16 protein-coding genes are annotated in these 20,913 nt (G+C 59.6%); 7 read left to right on the top strand and 9 right to left on the bottom strand.

Annotated elements, in window-relative coordinates; translation table 11 throughout:
- Positions 1-33: 33 nt before the first annotated feature.
- From ABYO54_RS02285 to ABYO54_RS02265, 5 genes are read right to left on the bottom strand one after another with little or no spacing between them, the layout of a single operon-like run.
- Positions 34-1,809 carry a glycoside hydrolase family 2 TIM barrel-domain containing protein gene (locus ABYO54_RS02285; RefSeq protein WP_372806492.1) on the bottom strand — a complete coding sequence of 592 codons (1,776 nt, stop codon included), beginning with the start codon at positions 1,807-1,809 and terminating at the stop codon, positions 34-36.
- 5 nt (positions 1,810-1,814) lie between these two features.
- Positions 1,815-3,257, bottom strand: a complete 1,443-nt coding sequence (locus ABYO54_RS02280) for a sulfatase (protein ID WP_372806490.1) — start codon at positions 3,255-3,257, stop codon at positions 1,815-1,817.
- Positions 3,258-3,268: 11 nt separating this feature from the next.
- Positions 3,269-4,894 (bottom strand): sulfatase-like hydrolase/transferase, encoded by a 1,626-nt coding sequence (locus ABYO54_RS02275; RefSeq protein ID WP_372806488.1) that lies wholly within the window; start codon positions 4,892-4,894, stop codon positions 3,269-3,271.
- A 37-nt stretch (positions 4,895-4,931) separates the two neighbouring features.
- Entirely contained in the window at positions 4,932-6,809 is a 1,878-nt protein-coding gene (locus tag ABYO54_RS02270) for a sulfatase (RefSeq protein ID WP_372806486.1), read from the bottom strand.
- A 4-nt stretch (positions 6,810-6,813) separates the two neighbouring features.
- Positions 6,814-8,397: a sulfatase gene (locus ABYO54_RS02265; protein ID WP_372806485.1), complete on the bottom strand. Its 1,584-nt coding sequence runs from the start codon at positions 8,395-8,397 to the stop codon at positions 6,814-6,816.
- A 200-nt stretch (positions 8,398-8,597) separates the two neighbouring features.
- On the opposite strand from ABYO54_RS02265, the gene ABYO54_RS02260 reads away from it, so the two are divergent.
- Entirely contained in the window at positions 8,598-9,380 is a 783-nt protein-coding gene (locus ABYO54_RS02260) for a hypothetical protein (RefSeq protein WP_372806483.1), read from the top strand.
- A 459-nt stretch (positions 9,381-9,839) separates the two neighbouring features.
- Here ABYO54_RS02260 and ABYO54_RS02255 read toward each other — a convergent pair whose 3' ends face one another.
- The 3 genes from ABYO54_RS02255 to ABYO54_RS02245 form a co-directional block, all read right to left on the bottom strand.
- Positions 9,840-11,372, bottom strand: a complete 1,533-nt coding sequence (locus ABYO54_RS02255; RefSeq protein ID WP_372806481.1) for an arylsulfatase — start codon at positions 11,370-11,372, stop codon at positions 9,840-9,842.
- Entirely contained in the window at positions 11,359-11,676 is a 318-nt protein-coding gene (locus tag ABYO54_RS02250) for a hypothetical protein (RefSeq protein WP_372806479.1), read from the bottom strand. Before ABYO54_RS02250 ends, ABYO54_RS02255 begins: the two co-directional genes overlap by 14 nt.
- 104 nt (positions 11,677-11,780) lie before the next feature.
- Entirely contained in the window at positions 11,781-13,532 is a 1,752-nt protein-coding gene (locus tag ABYO54_RS02245) for a histidine kinase (RefSeq protein WP_372806477.1), read from the bottom strand.
- Positions 13,533-13,727: 195 nt separating this feature from the next.
- Between ABYO54_RS02245 and ABYO54_RS02240 the strand changes: the two genes are divergently transcribed.
- From ABYO54_RS02240 to ABYO54_RS02215, 6 genes are all read left to right on the top strand, one after another.
- A complete protein-coding gene (locus tag ABYO54_RS02240; protein ID WP_372806475.1) occupies positions 13,728-16,325 on the top strand; it encodes a YdbH domain-containing protein in 2,598 nt (865 codons plus the stop codon).
- A 77-nt stretch (positions 16,326-16,402) separates the two neighbouring features.
- Complete coding sequence (locus ABYO54_RS02235; protein ID WP_372806473.1) at positions 16,403-16,666, top strand: redoxin domain-containing protein; 264 nt, start codon at positions 16,403-16,405, stop codon at positions 16,664-16,666.
- The gene (locus tag ABYO54_RS02230; protein ID WP_372806471.1) at positions 16,656-17,039 is read left to right on the top strand and encodes a peroxiredoxin; all 384 of its coding nucleotides are present in this window, start codon (positions 16,656-16,658) and stop codon (positions 17,037-17,039) included. The genes ABYO54_RS02235 and ABYO54_RS02230 overlap by 11 nt, the downstream gene beginning before the upstream one ends.
- A gap of 115 nt (positions 17,040-17,154) precedes the next feature.
- A complete protein-coding gene (locus tag ABYO54_RS02225; protein ID WP_372806469.1) occupies positions 17,155-17,709 on the top strand; it encodes a cupin domain-containing protein in 555 nt (184 codons plus the stop codon).
- A gap of 248 nt (positions 17,710-17,957) precedes the next feature.
- The gene (locus tag ABYO54_RS02220) at positions 17,958-19,604 is read left to right on the top strand and encodes a mechanosensitive ion channel family protein (protein WP_372806467.1); all 1,647 of its coding nucleotides are present in this window, start codon (positions 17,958-17,960) and stop codon (positions 19,602-19,604) included.
- A gap of 67 nt (positions 19,605-19,671) precedes the next feature.
- On the top strand, positions 19,672-20,442 hold the full coding sequence (locus ABYO54_RS02215; protein WP_372806466.1) for a Mut7-C RNAse domain-containing protein: 771 nt from the start codon (positions 19,672-19,674) through the stop codon (positions 20,440-20,442).
- Between the two features lie 52 nt (positions 20,443-20,494).
- Here the strand turns inward: ABYO54_RS02215 and ABYO54_RS02210 are convergent, their stop codons facing one another.
- Positions 20,495-20,686, bottom strand: coding sequence for a ferredoxin (locus ABYO54_RS02210; RefSeq protein WP_372806464.1), 192 nt, complete (start codon positions 20,684-20,686; stop codon positions 20,495-20,497).
- Positions 20,687-20,913 lie beyond the last annotated feature (227 nt).

Genomic DNA, 20,913 nt, shown 5'->3' with positions numbered 1-20,913 from the left:
ATCGCCGAAGTCGCCGCCATAGGCGAAGAACGGTTACCCGTCGGGGCCTTCCTTGACCAACCCCTGATCGATCCAGTCCCAGATGCAGCCGCCGATCAGCTTCGGGTATTTCTCGAAGAGCTCGACATACTCGGTCAGGTTGCCGACGGCATTGCCCATCGCATGGGCATATTCATTCAGCAGATACGGGCGCAGATCCTTGTCGTAGGTGGCGTGTTGTTCCAGCAGGTCGAGCGCAAGATAGCGGTTTTGTTTTTTACCGAGCGCGCCGCCGCCGATGACATCGCACGAACGCGGCCCCTCCTGAAAGTGGTAGTGGGTCGGCCGGGACGGATCGCGCGCATGGCAGAACTCATCCATGGCCACGATGTTCGGTCCGTTGCCGGCCTCGTTGCCGTGCGACCACATGACGACGCACGGGTGGTTTTTGTCGCGCTCGACCATATTCATCGCCCGCTCGACGTGCTGGTCTTTCCATTCGGGCTGTTTCGCCAGCGATTCATCGCCATACCGCATGCCGTGCGATTCCACGTTGGCTTCGTCGACAACCAGCATGCCCCATTCATCGCACAGCTCATACAAGGCGGGGTCGTGCGGATAGTGCGCGGTGCGGATGCAATTGATGTTGTGCCGCTTCATCAGCTTGATATCCAGCGCAAGATATTCGAGCGGCACGGTTTTTCCGTGGACGGGATCATGTTCGACCCGGTTGACGCCTTTGATCAGCACCGGCTGACCGTTCAGCAGCACTTGCGAATCCCTGATTTCGATTTTTCGGAACCCCGTCCGGCAGGTGACCGCCTCGACCGTTTTGCCCCCGCGCTGCTGCAGGATAAAAACGTGGTACAGGTTCGGGGTTTCGTGCGTCCACTTTTCGGGATGCTCAACCGGGATCTTCAGTGCGGTTGTTGTTTCCGCACCTGCCACCAACGACGGGACGGTTGCGGAGGCGGAGCCGATCCGGTTGTTCGACCGGTCGCACAGCACCACTTCGAGCTCCGTGTTTTGTTCGATGCTTTGTCCGTAGTTTTTCAGCGACACATCGACGTTCAGCACGGCATGGCGATAGTCGGCGTCCAGTTCGGGGGTCACAAAAAAATCGCGGATGTGAACCTGCGGCGTGGAGAAAAGATAGACCTCGCGGAAGATGCCGGCCATGCGCCAGCCATCCTGATCTTCGAGGTAGGAGCCGTCGCACCAGCGGAACACCTGAACCGCCAGCTCATTGTTTCCCGGCTGCAGGTAGGGCGTCAGGTTGAACTCCGCCGGCGTGCGGCTGCCCTGGCTGTAACCCACCCTTTTGCCGTTGACCCAGATATAAAACGCCGAGTCGACGCCGGCAAAATGGATGAAGACCTCCCGGCCCTTCCAATCGCTGGAGAGCGCAAACGTCCGGCGGTACGAACCGACCGGGTTCCCGTTGGCGCCGCCAATGAACGGCGGGTTCTTATCGAACGGATATTCGATGTTGGTGTAGATCGGGGTGCCGTACCCTTTCATCTGCCAGCAGGACGGCACTTCGATCCCGTTCCATGCCGAGTCATCGAAATCCGACTTGAAAAATTCCATCGGCCGCTCTTCCGGCGTTTTCACCCAGTGGAACTTCCAGATGCCGTTCAGGCTTTGGACATACGGCGAGTCGCTCTTATTCAGCGACGCCTGTTCCATCGAAGCAAACGGCACCATCGTGGCATGCCGCGGTTCCTGGTTGATTCCGGTAACCGCCGGATTTTCCCAATCGTTCTGCGGCCGTTCTCCAAACGAACAGAGCGGCAGCAAACCGAGAATCAGGATGGCCGTTGTTTTCATCGCATTCACTTCTGGTTGTTCTTCGTTTTCTTACCCAGCGGCTTGTCGGCGCTGACGGGCAGGCTCCAGCCTTCGATGCCGTCCTTGACCAGCGGCACTTCTTTCTTCGGGAGCTGGGCGGCCAGGCGCTTTTTGATTTCGGCAAATTCGGGGTTGTCGGCCTGGTTGGTCCATTCATCCGGATCCTTGACGTGGGAATAGAGCTCTTCGCTGCCGTCATAGTAGCGGATATAGCGCCAGTCGCGGTTGCGGACGGTATAGTTGCCGCGGCCCCAGGTACAGATCGCCGGCTCGGTGATGGGCGTTGACGGATCCTTCAGTTGGGGAACCAGACTGAAGCCGTCGACATAGTCCGGGGCTTCCAGCCCGGTCAGCTCCGCAAGGGTGCGGTAGACGTTGATCAGCGAAACCCCGTCGATCACCGTGCGGCCCTCGATCGCTTTTTTCTCGCGGGTATCGAGGATGATAAAGGGCACGCGCGTGGTTTCTTCCCAGAGGGCAAACTTGCGGAAATGGTTCTTTTCGCCGAGCGCATAGCCGTGGTCCGACCACAGCACGATGATGGTATTGTCGGCATACGGGCCGGCTTCCAGCGCATCGAGCAACCGGCCGATATTGAAATCGGCCCACGAAATACAGGCCAGATAGGCGCGCCGCACTTTGTCCCAGGCATTGTCTTCGTTGAAGCGGTTGTAGTCGCCGATCTTGACCATGGCGCGTCCAACGGCCGGGATGTCCGAGGCATCGTCGGCCTTGATGCGCGGCGGATCGACCGGATCCGGATAGAGATCGAAAAACGGTTTCGGCGCGTTGAAGGGCAGATGCGGTTTGATGATGCCCACCGCCAGAAAGAACGGTTTGTCGTGCTTGCGCGAAAGCACATCGACCCCGAACGAAGCGTTCTGGTAATCCACATGGTTTTCGAGCGGACTCAGCGTGGGGGAAAAATTCATCTTCCAGTCCTTGCCCTGGCGATAGCCCGTTTCCTCATCAAACTGGATCGGCATTTTTTCGTTTTTAAAAAATTCCGTCCACTCCACCTCCGTCTCTTCGCGGCGATGATGGATCTTGCCGGAGCCGTAGGTATTGTAGCCGTTCCCTTTGAAAAACTCGGTCATGGCGGTGTAGGGCTTGAGGAAATCTTTCGGCAGGCCGGCCTGGTCATAAAAGGCGTACAGTCCGGATTTGAACGGTTCGACCCCGTAGAGCAGCGAGTTGCGGCTCGGGGAACAGCCCGGCGCCGAGCAGTGCGCGTTCGTAAAGTTCACGCCCTTCTTCGCCAGCTTGTCCATGTTCGGCGTCTGCGCCTGCGGATGACCGCCGAGGAATCCCGTCCAGTCGTTCATATCATCGATCGCGATGAACAGGATGTTGGGTTTGGTTTCCGCCTGCACGCAGGCCCCGGCCAAAAGCAATACACTGAAACTCAATACGCTAAACGGCTTCATTATAAGACCTCTTATTTGGTTGCATCAAATTCGTAACGCGTGAGCTGCCCGTTGCCGTTCAGATCCCGTTTTGAAAAGTTGTTCTTTTCTGCTGCGGCATCAAAGGTCTTCCCTTTTTTGCTGGCCGCGGCCACCGTCCACGTTACCCACTCCGCTTCGGCAACGGTTCCGTCCTTATCGGCATCCAGCGCAACAAACCAGTCCCATTCCTGCTTCGTTTTGGCCGCCGCCGTCGACGCTGCCGGCGCCGACTCCGCCGGCGGCTTGACCCGGGCCTGCCATTCATCGGTGTGAATGAGCCCCCAGAATCGCGGTTCAATCAATTCGCGGTCCCAGTTGAGGCGCGCCTGGTCGAGTTCCTGCAGTTTTTCCGGATGCTTGTCGGCAAGGTTGGCGGTTTCGCCGATGTCCTGCTCCAGATTGTAGAGCATCGCCTTTTTATCGGCACCGGGAATCACCAGCTTAAAGTCGCCGCGCCGGACCGCATAACGGCCCTGGTCGAACTTGCGCAGATAGATCGTATCGTGCGAGGCGCCGTCTTTTTTGCCGGATAAATAGGGAATCAGGTTCACGCCATCGAGCGGGCGCTCCGCATCGACCGGCGCCTTGGCCAGCTCGGCGATGGTGGCCATGATATCCAGCGAGCTCACGGGGTGGTCATACTTCACCCCCGCCGGAAGCACGCCTTTCCATTGCACGGCATAAGGCACGCGGAAGCCGCCTTCCCAGACATCGCTTTTCTGGCCCTTGAGCGGCGCATTGTTCGAGGCATTCTTATTGCTCGGGCCTCCGTTATCGGAGAGGAAAAACACGAGGGTGTTTTCTTCGAGTTTGAGTTCCGCCAGCCGGTCGAGCAGCAGCCCCACCCCGTCGTCCACGGCGCTGACCATGGCGGCATAGGTGCGCCGTTTTCCATCGTTGATCTGCTTGAAGCGCGACAGATATTTTTCGGTCGCCTGCAGCGGCGTATGCGGCGCGTTGTAGGAGAGGAACAGGAAGAAGGGCTGGTCTTTGTTTTCCGAAACAAACTCGACGGCCGCATCCGAAAATTCCTCCGTCAGATATTTCGTTGGCGGGACCGCTTCATGGTTGCGCAGGATCCACGTCTGGTAGCTCTGGCTCTCGTTTTTCGCACCGCCGCTGTCCTTGATGACCAGTTCTTCGGGAAGATACCGATGCCCGCCGCCAAGATGGCCGTAGAAAAAGTCGAAGCCGCGATTGAGCGGATGGTTCGAATCATGCGCGCCGAGATGCCACTTGCCGACAATGCCGGAGACATAACCGACCGGCCGGAGTACTTCCCCGAATGTGTGCTCCTCTTTCGGCAGGCCCATGTTCGGGTCGTCCGGCCGATACTGCGGGTTGCGCTCGAAGCCGAAACGCTGGCCATAGCGCCCGGTGATGAATCCGGCGCGGCTTGGTCCGCAGACCGAATAGGTCACATAGCCGCTGGTGCAGTGTACGCCGCTTTGGGCAATGCGATCGATGTTCGGGGTCGGGATGTCTTTGCACCCATTGAATCCCACGTCCGCATAGCCGAGATCGTCAGCCATGATCACAATCAGATTCGGGGACCGGGCTGCTGCGCAGCTCAGCCCCATCAGCGTGAGCACCGCGACTCTATTCCATTTTTTCATGACGTTTCCTCTCTGATTGCTCTCAAAACCGTGGTTTCTATTTTTTCTTTATTTGAATCCGCTTCACCAACAACTCACCGCCGTCCTTCACGCCCACATGAAGCAACCACTCTCCAGAATTTGTGGTCTTGAGCTCTTTCCTGACAACACCGGTGTCGCCGGCGGCCCCCTTCCAGGTTTCCAACCGACGGTGGTCCTTGTCTTTTTTCCCGGCAATAAAGTTGGCGAAAATTTCCGCCCCGTCGTCCAGCCCCTTCGACTCCCACTCCAGCACCATGTCGTAGGTGCTGTTGGGTTCGAAACTCCCGGCGGGAACGGTTACGGCCCGCGACCAGCGGCCCGGCGTTCCTTTTACGGAATGCATGCCGCTGTCGATCACGTAGCCTGCACGGGCTTGCGGTGACGGCGCGGCCTTTTCGGCGGCTTCGTCGCGGCTCCCGTACTTCAAGTTCACTTTTTCCAAGGCGGGCTCTTCATAGCGCTGCATCTGCGCGATCAGCTCGGCCTGCATCTTTTTGGCGACCGCTCGGTATTCCGGGCGGGCATAGAAATTAACCAGTTCGTCCGGATCTTTTTCCAAATCGAAAAGCCACGGGTCGTCGGATGGAGAAAGCACCAGCTTATAGCGTTGGGTCACGGCGGCGACCCAGCGGCTCGGCGCGTTGGTAAGGTAGACGATGCGGTCGCCCGCCACCTCTTTATCCGGACTCCGGTAATCGGCCGAAGTGTCTTTGCCGTGGAAGGCCGGTACGCCGTCGCGGATACCCATCAGCCCCAGCGCCATCGGAGCGAAATCGACATTGACCTGCGCCGTGCGGACCACCTTTCCGGCGGGGATTCTGCCGGGATGGCGAATCACAAACGGGATCTTCGCCGACGCTTCGAACGGGTTGCCTTTGTTGTGCTTCATGTGCTCGCCCATCATGTCGCCATGGTCGGAGGTGAAGACAACGATGGTGTTTTCTTCCAGTCCCAGCTTTTTCAGACACGCCAACAGCTTGCCAACGTTGTCGTCGATGCATTTGACCATGCCGAAATACCACTGCATCTGGGTCTGGTTCAGTTTTTTGTCGGCGGAATTCTTTCCGGTGATGCCCAGCCATTTCGGAACGGATTCCTTCGTTGCGACATCCATGGTATGCGGGTTTTCAAAATGCAGGTCGGCGAACATGGTGTCGTACGGCGCCCGGACATGGTTGGGTCCGTGCGGATCGGGGATGGAGAGCATCAGGCAAAACGGTTTGGCTTTATCGCGGGTGATGATTTCGACGGCACGGTCGCACAGGAAATCGGTCGTGAACGATTGGTCGTCCGCCTTTTCGATGTCGTACTTATACTTCTCTGTTTTTTCGTCCCAGCTGCCGATCAGCCCGGCGGTGTCGCCTTCTTTCTTCAGCAGCTTCCAGTGACCGCGGTTGATCATGTAGCGGTTGTCGTCCCAGCCGAACTTGCGCGACGGAGCAAAGCCCGGCTTGGCATCGCCGTCCAGGTGCCACTTGCCGACATACGAGGTGGCATATCCGTTGCGCTTGAGCACCTCGGCAAAGGTAACGAGGCCGTCGTTAAGCGGCAGGTCGTTATTGGGCGACCCCGTGTGAATCGGATAAAGGCCGGAAACCATGGCCGCTCGTGAAGGCGTGCAGACCGGCGACGCGGCATAGTAGCTCGTGGCGATCGCGCCGTCGCGGGCCAGCGAGTCGATGTGGGGCGTATCCACTTTCACGCCCTTGCCCCAGACCAAGGATTGGTCATCGGTCATCAACTCGCGGTAGCAACCGAGTGTGCGGAAATTATGCTCGTCGGTATGGATGATCAACAAATTGGGCGGCCGGCCTTTACCCGCCAATGCGGTCGAGTTGATCGATGCGAGACCCGCCGCGCAGGCCAGCGTTGAAAAATTCCTTCGATTCATCATTGCTCTATTCCTTTTTCCGCGCCGGCAGGTGCGGAAGCGTTTCATCAAACTGCAAAGTCAAGGCGGCCAACACCCGGCTGTATTCTGGATCCCCGGCCCTGTTGCGCGTTTCATCCGGGTCGATTTGATAGTCGTACAGCTCACGGCCCAGCACCTCTCCGGAGAGGCTGTATTTCAGTTTCCGGTTCCAGACTCTCCGCCATTCCACATAGCGGTAGCGCGGCGTGCGGATCGCCCATCCCATAACCAGTCCATCATCCTCATTGCGCATGTACTGGCTGATGGCGGGCTTGTTTACCAAAGGACGCTTGCCGCGCATCAAACTGGTCAGGCTTTCTCCATCAAGCCCGGCGGGTTTTTCGAGCCCGACCAGATCGCACAGCGTTGGAAAAACATCCACGAACTCCGTCAGCGTCACGTCCTCGACCCGGCCGCCGGGAATCGCGGGCGATGCAAGGATCAGCGGCGCGCGGGTGGCCTGCTCGAAATTGGTGTGTTTGCCCCAGATCTGCTTGTCGCCGAGATGAAAGCCATGATCGCCCCAGAGACAGATCACGGTATCGTCTGCGAGCCCGGCCTCGTCCAATGCCTGGAGCAATTTTCCAACCTGCGCATCGACATAGGAAACGCAGGCCGCATAGCCGTGCATCATATGCCGTTGCAGCGCGTCCGGAATCGGGCCGGTTTCCGGAACCGGATGGAAACCGCGCGCTTCCACATAGGGGGTCTCCGCATAGCCCACGCCGTTGGCCGGATAGGCCTGCATCGGGGCCAATTGAAAATCTTCAGGGTCGTAGAGATCCCAGTATGTTGCAGGCGCCACAAACGGCAGGTGCGGCTTGTAGAAGCCGACGGCCAGAAAGAACGGTTGCCCGGTTTTCCCGAACTGTTCAATGGCCCGGATCGCCGGGGCGGCCATCACATTGCCTTCCGCGTAGGCCTCGTCCGGCACATCCATCGACTCGCAGACCGGGCGGGCGCCCTCCACCCCGGAGAGGAATTCCAGCTGTTGGGTTTTATTCCGGATGCCGCGCCGCTCCATTTCGGTCTCCGCATCTTCAATCCGCTTGCGGGTCACCGGATTCTGGTAGCCGCCCCCCACCGGCTTGATCGGATACAGATCGAAATCCCAATCCCAACGCACCCCTTTCGGATCGCTCCAGCTCCGAGTGTCCTGGCCCTTGTCCGTGTTGCGCCCATCGAATACCTTGCCGAATCCCAGAGTGGTATAACCGTTCTGCTTGAAATATTCCGGAAGCGTGATCAGCTGCGGAGCGCGCTTGCGCGCGGTGTCGATATGGAAAATTTCGCCGCCCATGTTGTAGACCTGCGTGGTGTCGGGACGAAGCCCCGTCAGCATGCTCAGCCGCGACGGTCCGCACAGCGCCACCTGGCAATAGTTCCGTCTAAACACCGTTCCTTGTGCCGCCAGCCGATCCATATTCGGCGTCTTCACCACCGTATTCCCATAGCTCCCCAGCCACGGCTTCAGATCATCGACCGCGATGAACAGCACGTTTTTCGGCCCGTCGGAAAAACAAGCCGACCCGATCGCAACCGCCAGAAAAAGCATTGGTCTCATGTTCATTGAAAAATCACCTGTATATCCCCCCGGCCCAAACCGACCGGAGCAAACCAAGGGGCATGTGCACAAACACCCCTGCAATACGTATATATTTAGCGCGATGGTTTGTTTTCAGTCTACTGGTGAAACCACTAGGTGCTTTTTTTCGTCACCAGGCCTATAAGAAAAACGCTGAAGGACGAGTGCATGCGAAAGAGGTCGGCATGAAACCCCGCACAAGATCGAAACCGCGACTACAGCCGACCGTTTCGCGGACATCAACCATTAAATCGAGGACAACGATGAAGAAGCTCCAACGTTTTGCGATTACAGCCAACTTGGTTTGGGCAGGATGGGTCTATGGCGCAGCAAGCGTTCAGACCTTCGACGAAGCCGGCCATTTGGGGGCTCCGTATCGCTATCAGGTGAGAACGGTCAGCACCGAACCGGAAGGCACCAAACTGCCGGCGTTTATTCTCTGCCACGGCACCGGCGGGGGAAATAAGAGCTTTCCGCCCGAGGACAAAGAGATCGAATGGCAAAAGGCGCTTTCGCAGAACGGGGACTCCTATTATTTCTTTGCGCCTAAAAACGGCCAGAAAAGCGGAAGCCTTTCCGTGGACGGTCTCGAGCAGTTTATCGCCCACGTCGTAGCCAATTATGACGTCGATCCCAAACGGATCACGATTGCCGGATACAGTGCCGGCAGCGGAGCGGTCACCGGGATCACCGTGAACAAAGGTCATCTGATCAAATCGGCCCTTGTGATTGAAGGCGGCTTCCGCGGCGAAGTTCCGGCAGACCATACGCTGAAAGATCTGCCGATCTGGGTCTTCCACAACAAAGATGATCAACGGGTTGCTTTGGAACGCGGCGAAAGCTACGTCAACAAGGCGCGAGCGGCCGGCGCCAAGGTAAATTTCACAATCAATCCCGATGGCGAACACAAGATCCAGGTTTTAAGAAACATCACGCCGGAAGTGGTAACGTGGATTTTTGCCAAATAGCGCCCGACTGGAAGCCATTGGAGGTTTTGCTCGCATTGCTGACCGGCCGAAATCATTTCACAGCCGCTCGGCAAGCTCGCTATAGATGCGGCACTTAAACAATGAGAGTTTTAGCCACGAGAGCGCACAGAGAGAACAAAGCAATATTTCGTTGCCTCTGCATCCTTTGCGCTCTCTTGTGGCCAATATTTCCATTAGCAGGAAGTCTCCATGTTTAGATGCCTGCGCAATAGCGTCGCCCTTCGGGCGAGGGCATCCTGCGGATCAGAACGGAATAAATGACTGTCGGATGGACTGAACAACTCAACGCACAGCGTTAACTCAGGCCGGAACGCCCCCCCCCAGCGTGCGCAGCAAAGCGGTTGTGAAAAGAAATAGATATTTGCCCCACTTCGTTATCGTGCGCACCGAACCCAAAAACCGCAGCGGGGCCCCGGGGCGGTTTCCAAGGGTTGGAACTTACGGCGCGGGCAAAAAAGCCTGCGTGGCGGTAGGCTCCTTAATTGAACGCTGAAGCGTTTTGAGCATCCGCTGCGCGCGCTCGGCATATTCCGGGTTGCTCAGCAGATCCTTCGCCTCATCCTCGATCGGATTGGTTTTGAGATTGTAAAGGTGCTTCGGCGTCAGGTTTTTCAGGTTCTTGCCATGGACATGCAGTTTCCACTCGTCCTGCCGCAGGGCGGCAGAACCGCTCTGGGAATAGTGCACCAGCACCGCGTGCCCCTTCGCACCCTTTTCCTGCGTGAGCAACGGCATCAGGTTCACCGAATCCATCACCTGCTCGCGCGAAATTTCCTGCCCGGCAACCGCCGCAATGGTTGCCACGACGTCGAGCGCCGTGATGGTTTCATTTGACTGCGAGCCCGGCTCAATCACCCCGGGCCAAACGGCCACAAAAGGAATGCGATGCCCGCCCTCGCGGACGGCCCCTTTGAGGCCGTTCCATCCATTCGTCGGATCGTGTCCCAGCGCTTCGGCTGCGGGATCGGCCGCCAGTCCCCCGTTGTCGGACGTGAAAATGAACAGGGTGTTGTCATAGATCCCCGCTTTTTTCAGCGATTTAATCAGCATGCCGACTTGCACATCCAGTTCCTTGATCATGTCGCCGTGCGGACCGGGCGTGGTGCCCGCAATCTTCACCCCGTCGAGTTCCGCCGGCGGCGTGTGCGGAATGTGTGCCGCCTGCGTGCAGTAATAGACAAAGAACGGTTGATCCGGCGACGCGGCGGTTTGTCGCTGAATATACGCCTGCGCTTTCCCGGCCAGCATCGGCCCGGCCAGGGTCGGGTCCCAGTTGGAATCGCCGATCTGGGTCAGATCATTGTGCTTCCGGGAGGCAGCATACGCATTCTGCTTCGGGCCGATCAGCTTCCAGGTGGAATCCGGTTTCAGCGGCATCCACCGACCGTTTTCATAAAAGGCAAACGGCATATTCTGGATCCCGGCCGGCAGTTCGAAGGAATAGTCGAAACCCCATTGGTTCGGTCCGTTGGTCCGGTCGGCCAGATCATATTTTTTATACCGTTCCGCCCAGGGGAACTGGGTATCCGCATCCACGACCTTAAAATCTCCGCCCATGCCCGACTTACCGAAAAAGGCGGTCGCGTAACCGGCCGCCTTCGCGATCCGCGCGCTGGTGGTGAATTTCGGATCCACCCCCGTTTCATTCCAAGTGCCCCAGACGCCGTACGGCTGGTAATTGCGATAGGAATAGCTGCCGGTCAGCATGCCGAATCGGCTTGGCGCACACAGCGGCGCGGCGGAATGCGCGTCGTCGAACCGCATCCCCTCCGAAATAAGACGGTCGATATTCGGCGTCGGAATCCGTTCTTTTTCCCCGGTTCGTTCACGATGATAAAACCCGATATCGCCCGGGCCGACATCATCGGCCAGCACCACCACGATATTCGGTTGCGGCTTCGCGATTCCGGTTCCGAACGAACCCAAAACAATCAAACTGCAAAGCGCCCACCGGTTTTTAATATTCTTCATTCCGATCTCCTTGATCAAACCCGCGCATGCGGGATGAGTCCCCGTATTCTTCCACTCTCAGCCGCATGAATTGCTCCGGAAGCCCTTCTGTAGAGACGCGGTTGGTGACGGAGTCCAAGCCGGCAACAATCGGTCCGGATCCGGCATCAACGACCCCGCTGGCGTTCCAGTCATTGGAAACCAGATTGGTGGTGGTTTGCACGGTGTAGACCAGACCGCGGGCTTCGTAGTCGCTGCGGCGGCGGTAGGCATACTCCATCCAGTTGGTTCCAAGCTTGGAAATGAGTACTCCCTTTGGAAGCAAAACGGAAGCATCGTCATTGGTCGGATTTCCGCCGAGCGCGTATTCGAGGAAGTTGTTGACCCCGTCCGGCTCCGGATCGGCCGTCGGAAGCGCGTTGCTTCCGGTCAGGCCGAAGCCGGCGAAAGTTGAATGTTCAGCGAAACCCCGCTGAGGATGCGTTCCGCCCGCTCCGCGAGTTTCTGCAACAACGCGGGCAGCCGGATCGTGGTTTGATCGATCACCCATACCACATCCCGCAGAGAGGCGGAGGCCTCGCGGGCCATAAGGGAGAGATCGAAAAGGTTTTCTTTCGTTGCCCCGGTCGCCTCCATGCGTTTGGCCGCAAGCGTAATGCTGCCGAGATTACTGCCGACCTCATCGTGGAGATCGCGGGTAATCCGCATTTTCAGTTTTTTCAATATCCGCCGGCGTTGCAGGCGCTGCAAAAGCATTCCGCCAAGCAAAACCATACAGAGAACGACGCCCACCCAAATAGCCAAACGTTGCTGGATTCGGCGCCACGATGCGCGCGCCACCTCCAGCTCGCGTTCCACCACCGCCAACCGCCGGTCAAGCGGGCGCCGCTTGGCCAGCCCCTTGATCCATTCCCCCTCCTGAAGAATCTTGCGGGAGCGGGTGTAGCCATCGACCAGACGCGGCAGTTGATCGTGGAATTCCGGGGGAATGCCCTTCGCCGAAACCGTGCAACCGACCGAAAAAACCTTGCCGAACTGTCCCACCGAAATTTCCCCCATCCCCAGAATCCGCTGGCCCTTATACTCGGGCAGATCGCTCATCTTAATCCGAATGTATCGGGCCGCATAGCCCCGGCACAGAACGGCGAGCCGGTCTTCGCGTTGCATCCGGCGGCCGACGTTTTCCACCGGAATCACGGTGGACGTTTCAAAGTCCGGATCGGCCGAAAGCTCGATGGATATTTCACGCGGGAACCCAATCGAAGGGAGCGCCAGCAAATACGGCGCCTCGGCCGGCCAGAGATCGATGCGCCCGACCGGCTGCACTTGCCCCAGATCGAGCACAACCTCCACGGGTGCAGGCAGCGCGGCCCCATTTTCATAGGTGGCCACCAGATCCTCTTCATCCACCTTCTCGCCGCTCAGCGGAACCCCGAGCGCCACAATATTGTCGCGCAGGTATTGGCTGTCCCAGAGGGGCGGCATCGAAAAAGAATCCGACACGTCGATCGCGATGCTATCGCTCCCCCACAGCGCCATATTGTCGGCCAGCTTGCCGTTTTTCTGCAAAAACACATACAGCTCGCCCAAGGCAAAATAGGCCACGCCGGACTCCCGCTCCACCTGCGGAACGGTGATTCGAATCTGCGTCACGTAGCGGTTTATCCCCGAAAAAAAGACCGGATAGGGGCCGGGATCCGGAAAATCCTCTTCCATCCAGTTCACCACGGTTTCAATCTCGCCGGTTTCCTTATTGAAGACCTCGATCTTGAATCGCTTCGGAAAGGCATAAATCCCGCCATCAGGCTCCTGCGGATTAAAGGCCGGAGCCAGGGCAATGGAATCGATCCGGCGCGGCCAGACAAACGTGACGTCGATGTATGACGCCGATGCCGAATCGTATAAACCGGGTTCCTCGAACGGGGAATGGTAGCCCAGGCGATCGGACAGGACCTTCGGATTATGCTGCGGCAGCACCGCGATTTGTTGGAGAAGTTGCTTCCGTTCCGCCTCCAGTTGCCGGATGCGTTCCCGTGGCCAATGCGACCATTTTTTATTCATGGCCTCCTGTTGTTTGCGCCACTGCCCCGACCAGGAGGGGTCCACCGCCTCGGCAAAGGATACCCCCGCCCCGGCGAACAGGACGCACATCAAAACAAGGGTTATGCCAACCTTTTTCATTAGACAACGAATCATGGCTGTATTCGGCTGGATTTGCCACCGCATATTGAACGCAATTCCCGCTTCTTGAAGTTCTTGCGCCCTGCGCCGACGGGGGCGCGCCGAAGTGCGAGGATCCGCTCGCCATCAGCGGCGGTCGTCGAGTACAATCCTCGCGACAACAAAATTGATCGAGGAAGGATTGTTCGCGAGGCGATGAAACGACGGGGAAAAATACTGCGGGGCATGCTGGTGGTGGCGGTCGTCGCGGCGGTCATGCTGCTCCTGCAGGTGGGGATCGTACCGGGACTGTTGCATCGCTTGATCCTGGCCGGGCTGCGCGATGCCGGGCTGCCGGAAGCGACGCTGGAGGTGCGCAGCTGCTCCTGGCGCGGCGCCGATCTCATCAATGTCTGCCTCGATGGGGAACGCTGTAATTTTATCGGGGCCGTGGCCGTAGAGTATTCGCCGCGGTCGCTGATGCAGGGCCGGTTGAAACGGGTACAGATCATCGGCGGCCAAACGTTGTTGCGCATTCGGGAGGGCCGCCTTGAACCGGCGAAGCTGCCCAAAACGAAACCAAGTGGCGGCGCAAAAAAGGCCGTACCCTTCGACCGCTTCGACTGGACCGCCTGCACCGCCGTGATCGAATGGAACGGCCGGCACATCGACATTCCGTTCGAGGGTTCGATCCGCACTGGCCGCGACCGGATGACGGGCCAGCTCAACCTGGCCCTCCAGGGAGTTCCTCTGCAGGTAACGGTCGCAACGACGGGCTCCGGCGATTCGTTCTCCTGCGCCGTGTCCGGACAGACCCCGGACCGCAGCGGTGCGGCGGCCGCGCATGAATTCCAGTGCAATATCGCCAAAACGGCCAAGGGCTTCACCTTCGCGGGACAGGCCACGGGGCCGGGCTGGCAGCTGAATCGCCTCGCCGGCCGTTATCCGGCCGAACCGGCTGGCGCTCCCACGGCCCTGGTGGAGTGGGAGCTGGAAGGACATGCCCCGGGTTGGATCGTGGAACTGCTGGCGGATCGCGGGTACGACCTCTCCAAAGTCGGCGCGATGCAGATCCGCGGACAGTTGCAGACGGTGCTGGAGAAGCCGGCCAACCAGTGGCTGCCTGATTTCCAGATTCCCGATCTGCAGGTGGTGATGGAGCCCGGCCGGCTGGGGCTCCGGAAACCGCGCGTCGCGCTGCACGGAGTTTCGGGCAACATCAAATTGCGCGGGCACTGCGAAAACGGGCGGGTCCGCCTTTCCGCGTTGCAGGACAGCCGGGTGGCATTCGATGCCGCCGAATTCGGAGCGGTAACCCTCGAAAAAACCGCCCTGGACCTAGCGGCCGATGACGACCCGTGCGTGCTCGAATTCGGGGTCGCTGCCGACAGGGCTCCGGCCCGGCTGCATCTGGCGGCGACGAGCGCGGGCACGACCCTTGTTTCGGAAAAGGCCCGCCTGTCGGCGGCGCTGAAAAACGCGCGGGCTTCGCTCGAGATACAACCGGGGGCAAATCCGGTTGCGAGCGGAAGGATCGCCGCGGACGGGGTGGAGTGTCATCTGGGTTCGTCCCGGTTGCTGCTGGCCCTGGACGGCGCAACCTGGAAGCTGGATCGGGATGCGGGCGGCCTCATTGAATCGACGCTGGCCATGGATCGCGCCGCGTTGCTGCTGGATGAGTCGAAGGAACTTTTCGCGCTGGCCGGGGAGATTCTGCAACCCGTTTCGGCCTCCTATAATCCCGCACGGCACGAGGGCCGGATCCGGCTGGAGTGGCCCCTGCAGCCGCACGCAACGCTCTACGCCAATGGACAGCTCAACTTCCGGGAAAAACGGCCGGTTGGATTCCTCTCGGTCTCGTGCGACGGGTTTCGGGTGGAAGCGGAGCAGTCCGCGGTCAGGCAGCTGACCGACGCCACCGGTCTGGTTGTGAATGGCGGCTTTTCCCTGGCGGGAAATGTGCGCCTGCGGGAAGGCCGCCTGGTGCCGTGGATCACCCTGACCGCCGCCGACGCCACGCTTGCGAGCGTGCGCTACCGGGCCGTCGCGGAAGGCATCGATGGCGCCATGACCTTTACGGGCTTCGGCCCGATAGCCACCCCGGGCAATCAGCAGTTCCGCATCCGGCGGCTGACGCTCGGGAATCTGCCCCTGCACGACGGCTTGATTGCGCTGCGCCTTGAAGACGACCCGCGGGCGGTGCTCGTCGAGCGCGCGGAATGGGGTTGCCTGGGCGGGCGCGTCTACAGCCGGGCCATGCGCATCGATCCCGACCAGCCCCGGATCGATGCCCGGCTTTTTGCAAACGGCGTGGAAATGAAGGAACTCTTCAACCTGGCCTTTGGCGAGGGCGGCTCGGGGAGCGGAGCGCTCTACGGCATGATCCCCGTCAGCTTTTCGAGATCCAACCCGGCCGATTTCTCCATCGGGGAGGGATTCCTCCATTCGACCACCGGAACCGGCGCCTGGACGCTGGCGGACGACGCCCACGCCAACCAAATCCAGAAGGCCCTTGAGCAGCAGCTCGGGAACCTCTTCCAGCAGTCGGTCGAGCTGGATGTCCGCGACCGGATATTCAAGGGCTTCCGCAATTTCGAATACAGCATGTTCAAAATCGATTTCGTCCAGCAGAGCGATGGGCTCCTCGGCCGGGTGACCACGCGGGGGCACAGCCGGAACCAGAAGATCCCGGTCGAGTTCGAGGAAATCGTGCTGGACTTCCCCGGGCTCGGCGAAAACCTGCGGAAGACAATGGTCATCAAGACCGCGCTCAGCCAAGGCATTCGCCAGGTGGGCGAGTCGGCCGATCCCTGAGCCCTCGCGGCATTTCGTTTGATCGCGATTGAATCGTCCGCGGGTCGGTGCTAGCGTGGCACCAAATGAGGTATATCATGAAACGTGGATTTCTTGTCGTTGCGACCGTCGGCCTACTGTCTCTCACGGGCTGTTTCAACATGAAGATGCAGCCGATCAAGGTGGAGCCGGTTCACATGACGCTGGATATCAACGTCAAACTGGAGCAGCAGGAGATCGAGGATGCCGCGGCGGAGACCTCGCCGGTGATCGGAAAGCCGGCCCCCGACTTTACGCTCCCGGACCAGAACCAGCGCCCGGTGACACTCAGCCAGCTGCGCGGCAAATGGGTTGTGCTCTAATTTCTACCCGAAGGACGGAACCACCGGATGCACCCTCGAAGCCAAGGATTTTACGGCCCTGCTGCCCCGCTTTCATAAACTCAACGCCGAAGTGCTCGGCGTCAGCGAGGATTCATCGCAGTCGCATTGCGATTTCATTGCCGAGCACGAACTCAAGCTGGTGCTCCTGAGCGATCCGGACCACAAGGTGATGGAGCAGTATGGCGCGTGGGTGGTCAGTTCGTTCGGCAGCCTGACTTACGGCCGGGCGATCCGCACTACGATGATCATCGACCCGGCGGGCATCATTCGCCACTACATGCCGGAAGTCATGCCGCAAGGGCACGCCGGCCGCGTCCTCGAAAAGCTGGAAGCCCTGCAGTCCCTCCAATAGACGGGGCGCTCCATGGCCGATGGGGCGAGTCCGCCCGCGGGCGCGCAATCTTGACAACCATTCCGATTCTCCCTACGGTTCCCGCCAGTTGAGCCGAAGCAAGAAGGAGATGCCCATGCGTACGCTAGCCGTTGCTATATTCCTCTTGATCGCACTACGTCTGGTCGCGGCGGAAGATCCGCACATCGTTACCAATGGCGCGATCGACGCAATCGAGTTCCCCGGCCACCTGACCCGAGTGCTGTCCGACCACCACGACACGCCCGGCGGCACGGCCGTACTCGAACTCACGCTGCCGGGCCGCACGTTTGCGGCTCCACCCCACATTCACCGCCACGAGGACGAGCACTTTTACGTCTTGGAAGGCACGGTCGATTTCCTGGATCGCGGAAAAGTGGCCCGCGCCTCGGCCGGTTCGCTCGTGGTGCTTCCAAGGGGCTATCTGCACGGCTTCTGGAACGACACCGACCAGCCTGCCAGATTGCTGCTGATTATCTCCCCCGGACAGTTTTCCGACTTTTTTGACGAGGTCGTTACAGAGATCCGGCGCAATAACGCCGACACTCCGGAGGCGGTCGGCGGGCTGATCGTGCAGGCCGCCGCGAAGCGAGGCGTGGAAATTCACTTCGACAAAGTGCCCGCTTCGGCCGTGCACTTATTGCCTGAATAGCCTGCTGAAACCCACCGTGCGCCGAAGGGTGGATATTTTCGGGTACCTGGAAGCAGGCGAACGGTGCCGCCCCTACCCGACCGATACGATCTTTAGCGTCCACCCAAAAGAATTTTACGGCGCATTCCCCGCCCCCGCCATCGCGCCGGGCCATCGATTTGAAAACGCAAAAAATCGGGATGCCCCCTTCCCAACGTCTTTTTTGCGCCGTATGGTATGGGCCATTCAACCGCACGACGAGGAATGCCATGATCCAACTTGAGGGTATTGAAAGTCTAACGAGGGCGCTTATTCTGCTGGGAGGCGAGCTAGCCGCCATCGTCGTCGGTTGCATAGTGCTGAACCAGATTGCGCGCCTGGTGCTGGGCCGTCTCGGCGCATTGCCCGGCATGGCCGACCATCCGGAACGAATCGCCACCGCGCGCCGACGGGCCCGCTTTCTCCTGATCTTCGCGGCACTGCTGCTCTGCCTGGGCGTGCTGGCGCTGAACGGATATTGGGTCTTCCGGCAGACCGACCCCTATGTACAGACGCGGGAGTGGATCGACGCCATCCCGCCCGACTTCTGGGTCGGACTGGCCCTGGCCGTGGCCAAAGTCATCGGCCTCGTGATTGCGGGCCGGATTGTGATCCGCCTGCTGCAACGGGTGCTGACCAACCTGATGGTCAAGGCCAAGGCCTTTGAGGGGATCCGTGCCAACGATGAGAGCATCGAAGTGTTCTTCACCTCGCTGACGGCGATCCTCTCGAACAGCATCAAGTTTCTGGTCGTCATCGCGGCCGCCCGCCTGCTTTCGCTGCCGGAAGTCGTGGCCGGCTATCTGTTGACCGGGCTCTACATCTATCTGGTCGTGACCATCGGCCTGCTGGTCGTCAAAGCGGTCGCGGCGATCGTCGACAGCCTCGACGCGCTCAGTAAAAAATATTCCAGCCCCGAGAATTGGCTGCGGTATTATGAACGGCTCAGCATCCTGATTCCCCTCTTCCGGCGCTGCCTCGAATACGTCATCTATCTTGCGGTGGCCACGCTGGTCGTCCTCCAGCTGAACTTCATCGAGCACTTTGCCGTCTTCGGTCCGCGGTTGACGCAGGTCATCGGCATCTTTTTCATCAGCCGGGTCATTATAGAGATCGGCAACATCGTGATCGACCGCTTTCAGCAGGAACAGAAAAACCTCACCGAGAAGGAGCGCAAGCAACGCCTGACCCTCGTTCCGCTGATGAAGAGCGCCATGAAATACGTGGTCTATTTCTCGGCCATCCTGCTGGCCCTCAACGCGATGAACTTCAATCCGGCCCCGCTGCTCGCCGGCGCGGGCATCATCGGCATCGTGGTCGGACTCGGCGCCCAGCCGTTGATCAACGATCTGGTCTCCGGCCTCTTCATCCTGTTCGAGAGCCTCTATCTGGTCGGCGACTACATCGAGACCGGACAGGGCCGCGGGGTGGTTGAATCGATCGACATCCGCACCACCCGGCTGCGCGATCCCGGCGGCCAGCAGCATATCCTGCGCAACGGCCAGATCGGCGACATCATCAACTTTTCCAAGCGCTACACCTATGCCGAGGTGGAGGTTGGCGTGGCGTACGACACGGATCTCGACCACGCCTACGCCGTACTGGAAGAAGCCGGCCGGCAGATCCGCCAGAACAATCCGGATGTACTCGAACCCATGAAGGTGCTGGGGCTGCAGAACTTCGGCGAATCGGAGCTGCTGCTGCGCACCATCACCCGCGTCAAGCCGGGTTGCCACCAGCAGGTCGCCCGCGATTTGCGCAAACTGATCAAGGAAGCCTTCGATCGCGAGGGCATCGAGATCCCGTTCGCCCGTCGGGTGCTCATCTTCAAACCGGAATCCGGGGAAGCCCCGTTGGCTCCCCTTCGGAACGATTGATCTTCCAAAACCGGCCGGTGCCGGCGGTCGCTTTTGGGCGGGTCTTTTTTTCTGCGACGAGGTTGCCATGGAAAAGGAACACGCAGCGGTCTTCCGCTTCTACGGAGAACTCAACGATTTCCTGCCGCCCCTGCGGCGCAAGCAGGATCAGCGCTATGCCTTCACCGGAAAACCGGGCATCAAGGATGCCATCGAAGCGCAAGGCGTCCCGTATACCGAGGTCGACCGGATCGTCGTCAACGGCGAATCGGTCGGTTTCGGCCATCCCCTGATGCACGGCGACCGCGTGGCGGTCTATCCCCTGATCGAGCGCCTGGACATCGCCCCGGTGGTCCGGTTGCGCGGAGAACCGCCGCAGCCGACCGCCTTCGTTCTGGACGTCCACCTCGGCAAGCTTGCGCGCCTCCTGCGGCACCTGGGGTTCGACACGCTCTACCGGACCGATTACGAAGACCCCGAAATCATCCGGATTGCGCTCGACGAGCATCGCATTCTGCTGACGCGCGACCGCAGGATGCTGCACGACCGCCGCATCGTCCATGCGCGTTGGTTGCATTCGACCAACGCCGAAGAACAGGCCGGCGAGGTGATCCGGCGCTTCCAGCTCGAACAGACGGTCCGTCGCTTTCGACGCTGTCCGTCCTGCAACGGGCTGGTCCAATCCGTCGCCAAAGAGGAGATCCTCCCCGAACTCGAGCCGCTGACCCGTAAATACTATTCCGAATTTTTCCGCTGCGCGGACTGCCGCAAGATTTTCTGGAAGGGTTCGCACTACGACCGCATCGTCGACCGGCTAAACGCGATCGTGCAGGCAGCTCCCCCTCGCGAAGACGGCTGACTTTTTGGGCGGCCGATCCACGCCAGCCGATTGGGCGGGAAACCGGGCGCGGTTATTCGGTATGGGAAATGGCGCCGACCGGGCAGCCATCTTCCGCGGCCAGCGCGCTGGCCTGCAGCTCTTTCGGCACCGGGGTTAGTTTCACCTGCGATTTGTCGTCGGGAATTTCAAACACTTCCGGGCAGGTGCCCTCACATGCGCCGCAACCGATACATAGATCCTGATCCACTTCGAATTTCATCATCGCCTCCTGGTGAAGCGCCATCCTACACGCCGGTTCCGCCCCGGCACCACACCTATTTCAAAAACACTTTTCCGCTAGCCTGAATCATTCACGCGCCGAGTTTGCTTTGGCAACAGCCGACCGGAGGGAGACAGGCTTCGCGCATGCGAAGCAACGAGCGGAGCGAAGTGGCAACGCGTCGAAAGGTGCCGCTGTAGCAGCCTACCGCAAGCCTTTCGCAACGAAGT

The organism is Pontiella sp. (assembly GCF_041622395.1).
Taxonomy (GTDB): Bacteria; Verrucomicrobiota; Kiritimatiellia; order Kiritimatiellales; family Pontiellaceae; genus Pontiella.
Note: the sequence above shows the minus strand (reverse complement) of the source record. Positions and strands in the feature narration are given on the sequence as shown.

What these genes read in the sequence shown, in the direction of transcription:
- ABYO54_RS02210 (WP_372806464.1), bottom strand. Translation starts at nt 20,686, where the DNA reads ATGATGAAATTCGAAGTGGATCAGGATCTATGTATCGGTTGCGGCGCA.
- ABYO54_RS02265 (WP_372806485.1), bottom strand. Translation starts at nt 8,397, where the DNA reads ATGAACATGAGACCAATGCTTTTTCTGGCGGTTGCGATCGGGTCGGCT.
- ABYO54_RS02270 (WP_372806486.1), bottom strand. Translation starts at nt 6,809, where the DNA reads ATGATGAATCGAAGGAATTTTTCAACGCTGGCCTGCGCGGCGGGTCTC.
- ABYO54_RS02235 (WP_372806473.1), top strand. Translation starts at nt 16,403, where the DNA reads ATGAAACGTGGATTTCTTGTCGTTGCGACCGTCGGCCTACTGTCTCTC.
- ABYO54_RS02255 (WP_372806481.1), bottom strand. Translation starts at nt 11,372, where the DNA reads ATGAAGAATATTAAAAACCGGTGGGCGCTTTGCAGTTTGATTGTTTTG.
- ABYO54_RS02225 (WP_372806469.1), top strand. Translation starts at nt 17,155, where the DNA reads ATGCGTACGCTAGCCGTTGCTATATTCCTCTTGATCGCACTACGTCTG.
- ABYO54_RS02280 (WP_372806490.1), bottom strand. Translation starts at nt 3,257, where the DNA reads ATGAAGCCGTTTAGCGTATTGAGTTTCAGTGTATTGCTTTTGGCCGGG.
- ABYO54_RS02275 (WP_372806488.1), bottom strand. Translation starts at nt 4,894, where the DNA reads ATGAAAAAATGGAATAGAGTCGCGGTGCTCACGCTGATGGGGCTGAGC.
- ABYO54_RS02260 (WP_372806483.1), top strand. Translation starts at nt 8,598, where the DNA reads ATGAAACCCCGCACAAGATCGAAACCGCGACTACAGCCGACCGTTTCG.
- ABYO54_RS02245 (WP_372806477.1), bottom strand. Translation starts at nt 13,532, where the DNA reads ATGAAAAAGGTTGGCATAACCCTTGTTTTGATGTGCGTCCTGTTCGCC.
- ABYO54_RS02220 (WP_372806467.1), top strand. Translation starts at nt 17,958, where the DNA reads ATGATCCAACTTGAGGGTATTGAAAGTCTAACGAGGGCGCTTATTCTG.
- ABYO54_RS02215 (WP_372806466.1), top strand. Translation starts at nt 19,672, where the DNA reads ATGGAAAAGGAACACGCAGCGGTCTTCCGCTTCTACGGAGAACTCAAC.
- ABYO54_RS02240 (WP_372806475.1), top strand. Translation starts at nt 13,728, where the DNA reads ATGAAACGACGGGGAAAAATACTGCGGGGCATGCTGGTGGTGGCGGTC.
- ABYO54_RS02285 (WP_372806492.1), bottom strand. Translation starts at nt 1,809, where the DNA reads ATGAAAACAACGGCCATCCTGATTCTCGGTTTGCTGCCGCTCTGTTCG.